The sequence below is a fragment of the Komagataeibacter diospyri genome, assembly GCF_043995075.1.
Classification (GTDB): Bacteria; Pseudomonadota; Alphaproteobacteria; order Acetobacterales; family Acetobacteraceae; genus Komagataeibacter; species Komagataeibacter diospyri.
Window position 1 is genome coordinate 3,439,062 of sequence record NZ_CP171836.1, and the last position, 11,691, is coordinate 3,450,752.

The 11,691-nt window shown below is 58.8% G+C and carries 12 protein-coding genes; 10 read left to right on the top strand and 2 right to left on the bottom strand.

Features of this window, described 5'->3' with window-relative positions; translation table 11 throughout:
- Positions 1-45: 45 nt before the first annotated feature.
- Entirely contained in the window at positions 46-462 is a 417-nt protein-coding gene (locus ACE2AA_RS15990) for a lytic transglycosylase domain-containing protein (RefSeq protein ID WP_141302537.1), read from the bottom strand.
- 126 nt (positions 463-588) lie between these two features.
- On the opposite strand from ACE2AA_RS15990, the gene gspG reads away from it, so the two are divergent.
- From gspG to ACE2AA_RS16025, 7 genes are read left to right on the top strand one after another with little or no spacing between them, the layout of a single operon-like run.
- Positions 589-1,014, top strand: coding sequence for a type II secretion system major pseudopilin GspG (gene gspG / locus ACE2AA_RS15995; protein WP_227001129.1), 426 nt, complete (start codon positions 589-591; stop codon positions 1,012-1,014).
- 15 nt (positions 1,015-1,029) lie between these two features.
- Positions 1,030-1,845: a prepilin peptidase gene (locus tag ACE2AA_RS16000; RefSeq protein ID WP_395370462.1), complete on the top strand. Its 816-nt coding sequence runs from the start codon at positions 1,030-1,032 to the stop codon at positions 1,843-1,845.
- Entirely contained in the window at positions 1,842-3,590 is a 1,749-nt protein-coding gene (locus ACE2AA_RS16005; protein ID WP_395370463.1) for a GspE/PulE family protein, read from the top strand. Before ACE2AA_RS16000 ends, ACE2AA_RS16005 begins: the two co-directional genes overlap by 4 nt.
- Positions 3,587-4,852, top strand: a complete 1,266-nt coding sequence (locus ACE2AA_RS16010; protein WP_395370465.1) for a type II secretion system F family protein — start codon at positions 3,587-3,589, stop codon at positions 4,850-4,852. Before ACE2AA_RS16005 ends, ACE2AA_RS16010 begins: the two co-directional genes overlap by 4 nt.
- 1 nt (position 4,853) lies before the next feature.
- Entirely contained in the window at positions 4,854-5,267 is a 414-nt protein-coding gene (locus tag ACE2AA_RS16015) for a prepilin-type N-terminal cleavage/methylation domain-containing protein (RefSeq protein WP_395370466.1), read from the top strand.
- Positions 5,264-5,683 (top strand): type II secretion system protein J, encoded by a 420-nt coding sequence (locus ACE2AA_RS16020; protein ID WP_141262353.1) that lies wholly within the window; start codon positions 5,264-5,266, stop codon positions 5,681-5,683. The genes ACE2AA_RS16015 and ACE2AA_RS16020 overlap by 4 nt, the downstream gene beginning before the upstream one ends.
- Complete coding sequence (locus tag ACE2AA_RS16025) at positions 5,680-6,288, top strand: prepilin-type N-terminal cleavage/methylation domain-containing protein (RefSeq protein ID WP_141302595.1); 609 nt, start codon at positions 5,680-5,682, stop codon at positions 6,286-6,288. The genes ACE2AA_RS16020 and ACE2AA_RS16025 overlap by 4 nt, the downstream gene beginning before the upstream one ends.
- A gap of 371 nt (positions 6,289-6,659) precedes the next feature.
- On the opposite strand, the gene ACE2AA_RS16030 is transcribed toward ACE2AA_RS16025, so the two are convergent.
- On the bottom strand, positions 6,660-7,589 hold the full coding sequence (locus tag ACE2AA_RS16030; RefSeq protein WP_395370468.1) for a DMT family transporter: 930 nt from the start codon (positions 7,587-7,589) through the stop codon (positions 6,660-6,662).
- 385 nt (positions 7,590-7,974) lie between these two features.
- Between ACE2AA_RS16030 and ACE2AA_RS16035 the strand changes: the two genes are divergently transcribed.
- From ACE2AA_RS16035 to ACE2AA_RS16045, 3 genes are all read left to right on the top strand, one after another.
- Positions 7,975-8,160: an SDR family NAD(P)-dependent oxidoreductase gene (locus ACE2AA_RS16035; protein WP_395370470.1), complete on the top strand. Its 186-nt coding sequence runs from the start codon at positions 7,975-7,977 to the stop codon at positions 8,158-8,160.
- The gene (locus ACE2AA_RS16040) at positions 8,153-8,527 is read left to right on the top strand and encodes a hypothetical protein (protein ID WP_395372238.1); all 375 of its coding nucleotides are present in this window, start codon (positions 8,153-8,155) and stop codon (positions 8,525-8,527) included. Before ACE2AA_RS16035 ends, ACE2AA_RS16040 begins: the two co-directional genes overlap by 8 nt.
- 1,178 nt (positions 8,528-9,705) lie before the next feature.
- On the top strand, positions 9,706-11,679 hold the full coding sequence (locus ACE2AA_RS16045) for a bifunctional diguanylate cyclase/phosphodiesterase (RefSeq protein ID WP_227001122.1): 1,974 nt from the start codon (positions 9,706-9,708) through the stop codon (positions 11,677-11,679).
- The last annotated feature ends 12 nt before the right edge of the window (positions 11,680-11,691 follow it).

The following is an 11,691-nucleotide window of genomic DNA, read 5'->3' on the forward strand; positions in this document are numbered from 1 at the left end:
GTTCCGGGTGTCGGAGAAAGTATCGGCCAGCATGGCGATTACGTTTCACTGTCCGGTCTGTGCCGTGGCGAACAGGCGGGCTGCCGATTGCATGACCTGTAACTGATAGGCCCGGTTCAGGTCGGGAGTATGGGAATGGTAATTGCCGACAGCCCGAAGCAGACCGTCATGCGTGGCATCCAGCTGGGTGCGCATGATCGCCCCTGCCGCCGCGATGTTGTAGCAGATGTCATCACGCAACCGGCGATAGACCATGGTTACGGGGGTACCGGTATAACGGGCCAGTGGAACAAGCCATGCCGTATTGACCTGCATGACCCCCAGGTCACGGGTGCCGTTGGTATTGGGGTGTTCCAGACCGGGATACCCCCCTTCCACCGCCTGGATTGCAGGCAGTACGCGCGGCGGAAGATGATAGAGCGATGCGACAAGCGCCATGCAGGCCAGATAAGGAATGCCCATCGTTCTCCCGCACCTTCTGACCGCGACGTTGTGCAATGCGGAGGGATGGCCCCGCGCAATCATTTGCAAAACGCAAGAAAAGAACGGCAGTTTATTTCAGGGAAAAGAAAAAATGTCGTCCGTTTCATCGGATTCCACGAAAAACGCGACGAGGCAGGATTCACGTTAATTGAACTGCTTGTCGTTATTGCAATCCTTGGCCTGCTGATCGGGCTGGTCGCCCCGGCGGCCCTGCGCCAGTTGGGTGGGGCGCGGGCCTCCATCGCCCGGCAGTCAATCGAACGGATGGGGCAGATCCTCGATCTTTATAAACTTGATGTCGGGTCCTATCCTTCCACCGATGAAGGCCTGCAGGCCCTTGTGGCCCGTCCCACCGATTCCGAGACGTGGAACGGTCCTTATGTAAAGGACAGTCATCCGCTGCTCGATCCGTGGAACCATCCTTATATCTATCGCAATCCTTCCGATCGTCCCGGTCATGATTATGACCTGTGCTCTGCCGGACCGGCTGGTCATGGAGATGATCCCGCCCACCAGATATGCAACCCCTAGACGGGATGTGCGGGAATGGACGGAACGTCTCTTGTTGCGCTGCTGGCCGCCCCTTTCGCGGGATCATTCCTTGGTGTCCTGATCCGTCGCCTGCCGCGTGGCCTGCCGGTCATATTGTCCCGGTCCGCCTGTGAGCACTGTGGATCGGTACTGACGGCCCGCAATCTGGTGCCGTTACTGAGTTATGTCCTGGCGCGCGGACGGTGCCGGTACTGCCATGTACCTATCGGCTGGCTCCATCCCCTGGTCGAGCTGCTGGCGCTGGGGGTGGCGGTTATCGTGACGTGTGCGGGATACATGCGTTTTTCCACACCGGACCCGGTATGGATATGGAGTGGCTGCGCGCTGGGCTGGTGCGTGCTTGCACTGGGCTGGATTGACCTGAAAATTCTGCGTCTGCCCGATGCGCTGACCCTGCCGTTACTGCTGGGGGGATTGCTGTCATGTCGCCTGCTGTCACCCGCAGCCGTGCCCGCGCATACGGTCGCGGCGGCAGTGGGGTATGGCAGTTTTCGTCTGATTGCGCTGATGTACCGTCGCCTGCGCGGGTACGAGGGACTGGGCATGGGGGATGCGAAGCTGCTGGCTGCGGCCGGGGCGTGGACGGGCCTTGATTCCCTGCCTTTCGTCATTGCGGGTGGCGCCATCGTGACACTGGTTGCAACGGGGGTGGCATCATATACCGGCCTGTCCCTGCACAGGCAGATGGATGTCCGGCCTGTGCACAGCGAACGGGGCCATGTGACGGCCATCCGCATTCCGTTCGGGCCAGGGCTGGGTCTGGTCACGTGGCTTGTATTCCTTTTTGATGTGGGGGGCGGCGCGTCATGATGACGGAACCGTATGGGGATGACGCTCCCGCACCGGTAGTCGTGACGGAGGGGACGCCTGCACCCGATACAGCGCAGACACGTCTGCTTCAGCTTCTGGCCCGGACGGGGCGGTGCGATCCGCGTACGCTTGATCGCGCACGCCGGGCGGCGGTGGATATGGGGGGGCGGGTTGATATCGCCCTTCTGCGGCTGGGGCTGATTTCAGAACGGGGACTGGCGGAAGCCTATGCCGAACTGCTGGGAATGCCTATTGTCACCCCCGACCAGTTTCCTGCTGAACCCATCCTGTCCGACAGGTTGCGGCCACGTTTCCTGCGTGATGTCCATGCGCTGCCGATCGTCCGCACGGAGCATGCACTTGTCGTCGCGCTGACCGATCCGCTGGACCACTTTGCCACGGCCGCGATCACTGCCGCCACGGGCCTTGCGGTGACACCCGCCATTGCGATCCCCGTTGAGATCGAAGCCGCCTTCGAGCGTCTTTATCCCCCGAGCGATGCGTCGGAAGGAGAAGAAAAAGCCGATACGCCGTTTGAGGAAGATACGGAACGCCTGCGCGATATGGCGTCTGAAGCGCCGGTCATCCGGCTTGTCAATCAGATCATTTTCCGCGCGGTCGAAAACCGGGCATCCGATATCCATATCGAACCGTTCGAAGACCGCCTGCGCATACGCTACCGTTATGACGGTATATTGCACGAAGTCGAAAGCCCGCCTGCATCACTGACGGCGGCTGTCATCTCGCGTATCAAGATCATGGCGCGTCTTGACATTGCCGAACGCCGCCTGCCGCAGGATGGACGTATCCGCCTGCCCATCCGGGGGCATGAGGTCGATTTCCGCGTTTCCACCATTCCCTCCCTGCATGGTGAAACGGTGGTGCTGCGCGTTCTGGACCGCTCGGCCGTAACGTTTGATTATGCAACCCTTGGTATAGCACCAGCCGTGGTCGCGTGCCTGTCCCGGACGCTTGCGCTGCCCAATGGCATGGTTCTGGTGACCGGGCCAACCGGATCGGGGAAAACCACAACCCTTTATTCCGGTCTGCTAACCCTTAATACGGTTGATCGGAATGTTGTCACGGTCGAGGACCCGATCGAATTCCAGCTACCCGGCATCAGCCAGATTCAGGTCAAGCCACAGATCGGCCTGAACTTTGCAACATTACTGCGTGCCATCCTGCGACAGGATCCGGATGTCGTGATGGTGGGCGAAATCCGTGACGTGGAAACCGCGCAGATCGCGGTTCAGGCCGCCCTGACCGGGCATCTGGTCCTGTCCACCCTGCATACGAACTCTGCCGCTGCCGCCATCGTGCGCCTGCGCGACATGGGGGTGGAGGATTATCTTCTGACCGCCGTGCTGCGTGGGGTCATGGCGCAGCGCCTGGTGCGGCGGTTGTGCGGGGCCTGCCGCCAGCCCCGGCCGGCATCACCCGAACTGGTTACCCGTTTTGGCCTGGCGGAACGCAGCGGCGGGCAGGCAGTCATCCTGTTTCAGCCCATGGGCTGTCCCCGTTGCCGTCACACCGGGTATGCCGGTCGTCTGGCCATTACGGAATTCCTGGTGCCTGATGAGGTGGTCACGCATCTGGTCTTTACGGGCGGCGACCACGCGGCCATTGAACGTGCGGCGATTGCAGGCGGCATGGTGCCGATGTTCGAGACGGGGCTGAACGCCGCCCTTACCGGCCAGACCACGATCGAGGAAGTCACCCGCAGTATACGGGCGGAACAGCCATGATCCAGCCTTCGTCCGTCAGTCATACATTCCGCTTTTCGGCCCTGACCCCCGACGGACAGACCATACGGGGTACGGTCAGTGCCACCAGCGAGGCCGAAGCCGTCGCATGGATACGGCGGCAGGGTAATCTGCCGCTTCGCGCTGAACCGGGGGGACTGGGAATAATCCAGTTTCTGCTGGGATGGCTGCCGTCGGGAAATTTCCGTTTTGCCGGTCGCCGCCACGGCCTGCGTCGTACGGAGGTCACGCACCTGACGCGGGAGCTTTCCGTCATGCTGGCGGCGGGGCAGGATCTGGACCGGGCCATGCGTTTTCTGGTCGAAACGGCGTCCGGTCCGCGTACGCGCACGGTGCTGGAGCGTATCCGCGTTGCGTTGCGTGACGGGCGCAGCCTGCATGTGGCGCTGGCTTCATGCCCGGACAGTTTTCCACCGCTGTATGTCGGGCTGGTCCGGGCGGCCGAAGCGGGGGGAAGCCTGTCTGCCACGCTTGAACATCTGGCGGGCATGATGGAGCGTGAACGCGCGCTGGTTGCGACCATCCAGTCCGCCATGATCTATCCTGCCCTGCTGTCGGTCGCCGCCGTGGGGTCTGTCGTTCTGCTTCTGACGCAGGTGCTGCCGCAGTTCGTACCGTTATTCATGGAAAACGGGGCGACACTGCCGCCTTCCACCCGTCTGCTGATCGGGGCGGGGCACTGGCTGGCGCAATACGGGGTGATTGCGCTGTCCGGCCTGTTCCTGATCGGTATGGGAGGAAGGTGGATACTCCGCCAGCCCGGTCCCCGCCTGCGTGCTGACCGGTTATGGCTGCATCTGCCCGTGATCGGCGTGTTATTGCGTGAGACGATCGCAGCACGATTTACACGTACTCTGGGTACCCTGCTGACCAACGGTGTGCCCCTGCTGGCAGCGCTGGGCATTGTACGTGATGTGATCGGCAACCGGGCCGTGCTGGGGGCAGTGGAACAGGCAACGGATACCGCGCGGGGCGGTGGCGTGCTGTCGCGTTCGCTTGGTGCATCCGGCCTGTTTCCCTCCCGCACCATCCATCTGCTCAGGCTGGGAGAGGATACGGCGCAGCTTGGCCCGCTTGCGCTACGGGCCGCCGGTATTCATGAAGAACAGGTGCGCCTGCGGGTACAGCGTCTGGTGGCGCTGCTGGTGCCTTTGATCACCATCGTCATGGGGGCCATGATCGCCGGTATCGTATCGTCGCTGATGCTGGCCATGCTCGGGCTGAACGACCTTGCGCAGCACTAGCGTGAAACGTGCGGAGGGGTTCACCCTTCTTGAAATGATCGTGGTGCTGGCCGTGCTGGGGCTGGTTGGTATGGTGATCGTGTCTCGTGGTCCCATGCGTTCACCCACGCTGGAACTGCGCGTCGCGGCACAGGGCATGATGGCCGCCATGCGTGATGGACGCATGACCGCCATTGTCATGGCCCGCCCCGTCATCTTCAAGGCTAATGCGCCGCTGGGCCGGTATGGCATGGAGGGCAGGCCGTCCCATGCGCTGCCATACGGCGTCATGCTGGCGGATGATGTCACCCTTGTATTCCATCCCGACGGGAGTGTGACGGGCCGTACGGTCACGCTGTTGCGGGGCGGGCGGCGGATCACGCTTGCCGCCAGTGCCCTGACGGGTAGCGTGACGGTGCGTGAGAACGTTCCATGACGGAACGGGCGGGGCATGATGCGGGTTTTACCCTGCTGGAGGTCATGGTCGCCTTTTTCATTGCCGCCCTTGCGCTGGGTGTCCTGTTTGATACGGGCATGGGGGGATGGCGCAACGCATGGATTGCTGATCGCGCGTCAGAGGCCCTGTCGCGTGCGCAGTCCCATCTGGCGGTCGTAGGGCATGGGCTGGCTGTGTCGGCTACGGTGCAGGAAGGCGATGATGGCCATGGTTTTCGATGGCGACTGCGCATCGTACCCGTCCAGAGCGCGGGACGCCTTACGCTTTATTCCGTCGAGGTCGCGGAAACGTGGTCGCGCGGTGAGAACAGGACAGCGCCGGCGGATGAAGATAATCCGCGCATGGTCCTGTTGCGCACGATGCGTATCGGTCGGGCGGCAGGGGGCGGACCATGACCCGTCATGACCGATATGACGGGCCTGTATCCGATGCGGGTTTTACGTTGCTGGAACTGCTGGTGGTTCTGGTCATATTCGGCGTCCTGCTGGCCACGCTGGGTCAGGGCACTTATTTCGGCGTCACGGTGTTCGAGCGGCAACGCAGGTCCATTGGGGAAAGCGAGCGCCTGATCGATCTTGACGGCCTGTTGCGTCCGATGATCGAACAGGCTGATCCCGGCAGCAGTCTGGATACCCGCACGTTGACGGGTACCCATCATGGTATGGTTTTCCGTACCCGCCTGCCCGAAGGGGCGGCGATGGCGTCTGCCGATCGTCTGGCGGATGTCCGCCTGACCCGCGAAGGGAACGCTCTGCTTTTATCCTGGCTGCCCCATCAGCATGTCATGCCACGGGGATTGCCAGGTCCACCGCAGAGGGCCGTTCTGCTGTCCCCTGTTTCGGATCTGGAAATCAGTTATTTTGCCCGTGGGCAGTGGCTGGCGGAATGGGCAACGGACGGATTTCCCGATCTTGTCCGCATCCGTATCGTATTGTCCGATCGTGAAAGGCGGATATGGCCCGATATCGTTGTCGCATTGATACGCAGCCCGCATAATTAATGTGAATGCACCCGGTATGATCCTTCACGCTCCCGGGGCTGGCTTGATTGCGTGACAATGAACTGCCCCGCGTTTGCCGGAAAAGATCTGTCGAACGATCAGGCTGCGAGCTCAATCCTTTACTGGCTTGCCCTATGACAGCCCCTAAAACAGCAGGATCAGGATGAGCCTTCTATCGGATTTGATTTTTCCATATTTGATGGCCCTGCGAATGGACCGGTGTCACGTCAGGCAACAGGCCGATCCCGGACGTCGGGATGTACATGCTGGCCTGACCGACAGTCATGCTGACCATGGGGCGGATGCTGGTCATGATATGCGCCCCCTGGCATGAAAAGCCTGCGGGCGTACGGTCCACGGTTATCGTGTTATCAGGCCAGTGGGTACGGACCACATGGCGGCTGAATGATCCTCTGCCGCTTTATGACTGCCAGTTTGGTAATCGCACGCGGATAGGCCCATTTGTAAAGACCCGACGCGACGATTACAGCGATACCGACAAAGGTCCAGTTGTCCAGCGGTTCATGGAATACGTAGAAACTGAACGCCACGGCCCACAGCATCTGGCTGTATTGCGGCAGGGCGATTGCGCTGGCGGTAGCCCGGGTGGCGGCCATCATCATGAGAAGCTGCCCGAGTGCGGCCAGAAAACCATAGCCGAACAGGAACATCCATACCGTTGCCCCCTGTGGCCAGCTTGCATGGGCCAGCATCAGGATCCCATTGCCCAGCAGGGGACCGCACAGGCTGGAACTGAACATGGACAGGCGTGGTGTGTTCTTTCCTGACAACCTGTAGGCAATGACGCCGACCGCATTCGCCACGGCCGAGATCAGCGCGCACAGATGTCCGAACTGAAGCGCGCGCAGACCGGGCCGCAGCACGATCAGCACGCCGACAAAGCCCACGATGACCGACAGCCATCCCAGTGTGGAAACCTTTTCACGCAGCAGTAAGACCGAGAGGATGGTCACAAAAAGTGGCATGAGGAAAATAAGGGAGAAAGCCTCCGGCATGGGCAGGAGCATGAAGGCTTCGACACTCGCCGCCGTAGCGGCAAAGGTGGATACCGCCCGCACCAGCCACATGACCGGCTGCCTGATTACGATCAGGTCGCGGTAGGATTCGTTTTTTCCCCGTATGAAGGGAATAAGCAGCAGCCCGAAAACACCGCCGGAAAACGCCACTTCAAACGGATCAATCTGCCCCGCAAGCAGCTTTGAATAAGCGTCACTGATCGAAAACGAGGCGAATGCCGCAAACGCCAGCATCATGCCCGCCGAAAGACCGGTATTCTTCATCCACACTGCTCACGAAAAAATTATTCAGGCGCAGATATGGATGTTGATGGGGAAAGACCAGCGCTTGTCGGTAAATCCAGTCATGCGTTTTTTACGACGGATTTCATATGACGTGTCCGGTTTTTTCGGGTAGCAGGTTGCGCCCGAAAATCATGGCCTGCCCCTGTAAAACGGGCGGTAGTCGGCTATCAGCACGCTGCTGCTTTACTGGTGCCCGACCCGTTTCGGGCCGGGGCATTGCTATCCCCCCTGTCGCCGGGGGCTGTATGGCGTGACGCTGCAGCCTACGTGCCGCCTTCGGCGCTGATGCCCTGACTTCCGCCCGATGACAGTCAGGCTGCGATGTCGCTGCTCGACCTTGGGGGGGGTTTGGATCGAGCCTGCCATGTGCAGGAAGGGGTTTCGGGCGGATCGTGAACATATTGCATCGCAGGCGGCACTCGTCGCACTGGACAAGCATGTGGCCTATAGCGCGAGCAAGGCTGGCATTCCGGGCCTGACAAAGGTGCTGGCGTTTGAATGGTGGCGCGTCGGGGGGGACGGTCAACGCCATCTCGCCCGCTGTGGTTGAGACGGAACCGGGCAGGCAGGTCTGGTTCGGGCCGGTCGGCGATATCTTCCGCACGCCGGTGCCAACGGGCCGCTTTGCCCGGCCGGACGAAATTGCCAGCGCCGTCGCTTATCTGATTAGTAATGCTGCTGCCCTGACTCGTGCCCCGAAGAAAAACGGATTCCGGTCCCTGCTGGTGTGCAAGGGTAATCAGGTTTGCGACAATGTGGGCGTAGGCTGGAGGTTGGTGCGGTCAATCATATCGGGAATGAGGATAGCAAAGCCCCGCGGGCTCCATGGGCCGCGCGTGTGCACGAAAAATTGTCTCCGTGCCGGATATGTTCATCCTGCTCAGGGCCGATATCGTGCGTTCCGCCGGGTAGCATGACAATGATCCCTCGGGGTTTGGACGGGATGACAAAAGTCCCCTCAACTTTCCACCATTATTCAGAGCAGGTGGAAAATCCGTTCGTTCTGACCCGAGTGCGTGGTGATGACGGCTGGCATCTGTCGCCGTGGAAGATTCTGCGCATCCCCCTGGAGTGGCATGGTCTGAGGACATTGGCAGTCAGGCTATCCTTATCTGCAGCAACAGGCGCGTTGGGCGCAATGACGGCCCGGGCATTCCTGACTATGGGGCGCGGTATCCATGTTGGCGTGCCAGCCGGCATGGGCAGGAGACGCTGCCATGAGGGGCGTCGCCCCATACGCGCAATAGGGGGACTGATCTGTGTAATGTGAAACAGGATGTGCATTTGGCAGATCTGTCGTGGATTTGCGGAATTCAGAAAAATGATGCGCTGTTTTCTTTATTTTCTGGTATGGAGCTTATCTCCCGGGATTTTTACTTTTGGGTAAACCGGGGCGTAAGTTCAGCCCTTGCCAGAAGTCATTTTCCGTATTCGAAACCCTGAAGCTGTCATACGCAGCATGTCATTGGGTCAGTTTACATGAATGGTGATGGCCATCTGTCTGATTTCGCCTGTCTGCCCTGGTGTGGCAGGTCATGCAGATGATATTTCATTCGGGCAAATGGATACGTATATTTTATAAGTATTATCGATTGGTAATGCGTTTGCAATATTTAGTGATGGTCATTTTATCTTTCTGCGCATGATCGTTACAAACCGTTGTACCGATGATCTGGATGAATATAAGCCAATGCGATGAAAAATAAGAAAAAAATGATATGATTGTAATTTCGGTATAATATGGACTATAAGGATAAATATATCCTTTGGAATGCATCTAGGAATTATACCAATTGGTATAAATAATATATCACGATTAGTTGATTTGTATTAATGATACTTATCGGCGATCGGGTAAGGTATATTTTTGTTGCAACAAGCATTCGATTAAGGACGTAAGCGCTTAATCCGCCACAGAAATCGTTAAAGTAACATGGATATTCAAATTATTGATTATCCATACAGTTATAAAAATATAACATAATCTACGTCATACACATTTTGTCTAAGTAAATTGGTCATATGTATTATGGCGTTTGTTTACTCATGGAATAATGCCGTGCCCCAATTGTTTGAAACGATAGTGGATTCCAACATGCCCCTTCTTATTTCTGCCCTGATCGTCTGTATCGCGGGTTCGTGGATCACTGTACGTATCATGGCGCGTATCGCTGCAACGCCAGGACGACAAAACCATTCATGGTATCTGCAATGTGCGGCAGCTGGCGCGACCACCATCTGGTGCACCCATTTTCTGGCCTTGCTGGCTTACATGCCCGGCGTTGCTGGCCTGCTGAACATTCCGCTCACGCTGTTTTCGTTCATTGTGGCGGCCGGGGGCGTACTGGCGGCAACCGTCATCGCGACCACCAGCAAAAGCCGGATGGGGCCGGCCATGGGGGGCGCCGTACTGGGGCTGGCTATTGCTGGCATGCATTATTCAGGAATGTATGCAGTAGATTTTGGCGAACATATGGCATGGAGCGCGCCAACAATCGCATTGTCCCTGCTGCTGGGCATGGTTTTTGGCACCCTGTCGCTTCAGTGCCTGCTGCGCAGCGCGAACCGGCACCGCGAATTTCTGGCGACGGTCCTGTTTGTCGCTGCCATTGCCGGACTGCATTTTGTCGGCGTGTCAGCCATGCGCACGACCATGTTGTCTGCTGACCTTACATCCGGTGGCAATGCACCGGTCGTGCTCGGGGTTGCGCTGGCCATCACGACCCTTCTGCTTGTCGCCACGGGGGGGAACAGCTTTTCGATTGATGATGCGACGCGGGCGGAATCCTATGAACGCATGCGGCAGATGGCCCTGCACGATGCCCTGACATCGCTGCCGAACCGTGTCAGCTTCAACGATCATCTGGATCAGGTGATCGAGGATGCCAAAAAGGACGGAACGCAATTTGCCCTGATCGGCATTGACCTAAATAAATTCAAGGAAATCAATGATGTAAGGGGGCACGCTGCAGGGGATGCCGTTCTGGTCACCATTGCCAACCGGTTTACCGAAATGCTGGGGAAAGGGGAATTCGTGGCCCGTCTGGGTGGTGATGAATTCGCGGCGGTCCACCTGACCAGTAATCCCGACGAACTGACGGCTTTTGTTGCCCGGATCGAGGAAGCCATCAACCTGCCCATCCCGATTGATGATTACGCCGTCACTACCGGCGGAAGCGTGGGGCTGGCGCTGTTCCCGAAGGATGCGACCGACAAGGAAACACTTGTGACACGCGCGGACCTTGCGATGTATCGCGCCAAGGCGGACCCGGTGCGGACTGTCGCCTATTATGAACCATCCATGGATGAAACGGTCCGTGAGGCACGTGCGCTTGCGGCGGATCTCAGGACTGCAATGGAGAAGGGTGAACTTTCCCTGCATTATCAGGTACAGACGGCCATAGCGACGGGCGAGATATTTGGCTACGAAGCCCTGCTGCGCTGGAACCACCCGGAACGTGGCGAGGTGCCTCCCGCCACGTTCATTCCCGTGGCGGAAGAAAATGGCCTGATCATTCCATTGGGTGAATGGGTGCTGCAGACCGCCTGCGCACAGGCGGCCCACTGGGATCCTGCCTATAAACTGGCGGTAAACCTGTCGCCGGTACAGTTCTTTCATCCTGACCTGTTTCGGCTGGTTCAGGAAACGCTGGAAAATACCGGGCTGGCGCCAGCCCGGCTGGAACTGGAATTAACGGAAACTTCAATTATTGATGACAAGCAACGTGCATTGGAAATCGTACGCAGGATCAAGGAACTGGGCGTTGCGATTGCACTGGATGATTTCGGGACGGGTTATTCATCCATCGATACGCTGCGGTCCTTCCCATTTGACCGGATCAAGCTGGATGGCAGTTTCATGAAGGGGATCGAAACCAATTCGGATGCCGCCGCCATTGTCCGCTCGGTCCTGGCCCTTGGCCGCACCATGAATATCTCCGTGCTGGCGGAAGGGATTGAAACGCCACGACAGCTTGAAGTCCTGCGGGGCGAAGGCTGTGTGGCGGGACAGGGCTTCCTGCTGGGGCGTCCGGCCCGTCCTGAAGCACTGGGACTGCAATCAGCCTGACCCACGACCCCG

Excerpts from the sequence above, each read along its gene's own strand:
- ACE2AA_RS15990 (WP_141302537.1), bottom strand. The coding sequence starts at position 462 with ATGGGCATTCCTTATCTGGCCTGCATGGCGCTTGTCGCATCGCTCTAT.
- ACE2AA_RS16000 (WP_395370462.1), top strand. The coding sequence starts at position 1,030 with ATGGACGGAACGTCTCTTGTTGCGCTGCTGGCCGCCCCTTTCGCGGGA.
- ACE2AA_RS16005 (WP_395370463.1), top strand. The coding sequence starts at position 1,842 with ATGATGACGGAACCGTATGGGGATGACGCTCCCGCACCGGTAGTCGTG.
- ACE2AA_RS16010 (WP_395370465.1), top strand. The coding sequence starts at position 3,587 with ATGATCCAGCCTTCGTCCGTCAGTCATACATTCCGCTTTTCGGCCCTG.
- ACE2AA_RS16020 (WP_141262353.1), top strand. The coding sequence starts at position 5,264 with ATGACGGAACGGGCGGGGCATGATGCGGGTTTTACCCTGCTGGAGGTC.
- ACE2AA_RS16025 (WP_141302595.1), top strand. The coding sequence starts at position 5,680 with ATGACCCGTCATGACCGATATGACGGGCCTGTATCCGATGCGGGTTTT.
- ACE2AA_RS16030 (WP_395370468.1), bottom strand. The coding sequence starts at position 7,589 with ATGAAGAATACCGGTCTTTCGGCGGGCATGATGCTGGCGTTTGCGGCA.
- ACE2AA_RS16035 (WP_395370470.1), top strand. The coding sequence starts at position 7,975 with ATGTGCAGGAAGGGGTTTCGGGCGGATCGTGAACATATTGCATCGCAG.
- ACE2AA_RS16045 (WP_227001122.1), top strand. The coding sequence starts at position 9,706 with ATGCCCCTTCTTATTTCTGCCCTGATCGTCTGTATCGCGGGTTCGTGG.